This is a genomic window from Lentimicrobium sp. S6 (assembly GCF_013166635.1).
GTDB lineage: Bacteria > Bacteroidota > Bacteroidia > Bacteroidales > UBA12170 > UBA12170.
Genome location: NZ_JABKBZ010000251.1, coordinates 1 through 677 on the forward strand (window position 1 = coordinate 1; position 677 = coordinate 677).

Sequence of the window (677 nt, forward strand, 5' to 3'; positions counted from 1 at the left end):
CTTCTTTTGTTGTAAATCTTTCTTTAAACGTCTGTCTATCAATGTTTTTTAGTATCCTCATCGTTCCTGAATTTGAATACAATTTACAAAATAATATACTCATATACAACTATTTGTGAACTAAATGGGTAACCCTATATTTTAATTCCTATGTCATTGATAAATAGTCCTTCTTCATTTTTAATAATTCTATAAATTCCAAGGAAACCAAAAAAGCCAAAGGAAAGGACTATTAGAGTCAACAAAACCATTAAAAAGATTCGGTCAAGCTCAGAGTCCATTGATTTAATTTCTATTAATGCCCAGATTCCAATCAAAAAAATAATTGCAGCAACTATTGTCATTACAATTCCTTTTCTTTTGCTTATTCCAATTTCTATTTTGTTTTTACTGCTTAGCATTTTTGTTAGTTATTCAGTCTTCCGTAAATGGAGCCCAACGGTGAGTATATGAAAAGTAGGCGATTTTGAAGCACTAAACTTTCAGTTAAGCAAGAACTTTGGTACGAGCTGAAAGCCTTGATTTTAATACTATTTCGCCTATTTTTTTATATACATTGTTGAACTAAACCTCCCCAAAGGGAGGTAGCTTTCGATTTAAATTCGTATTGAATACGTATAAATCTCATGTTTAATAATTTAATAAAATTAAATCATGAGTAAAATTACTATTTATTC

Annotated in this window: 1 protein-coding gene; it reads right to left on the minus strand. The window is 29.1% G+C overall.

Annotation, left to right across the window (positions count from 1 at the left end):
* Positions 1–134 precede the first annotated feature (134 nt).
* The gene (locus tag HNS40_RS22595; RefSeq protein ID WP_172284968.1) at positions 135–401 is read right to left on the minus strand and encodes a hypothetical protein; all 267 of its coding nucleotides are present in this window, start codon (positions 399–401) and stop codon (positions 135–137) included.
* Between the last annotated feature and the right edge of the window lie 276 nt (positions 402–677).

Coding starts and splice junctions, on each gene's coding strand:
- HNS40_RS22595 (WP_172284968.1), bottom strand. CDS start 401: ATGCTAAGCAGTAAAAACAAAATAGAAATTGGAATAAGCAAAAGAAAA.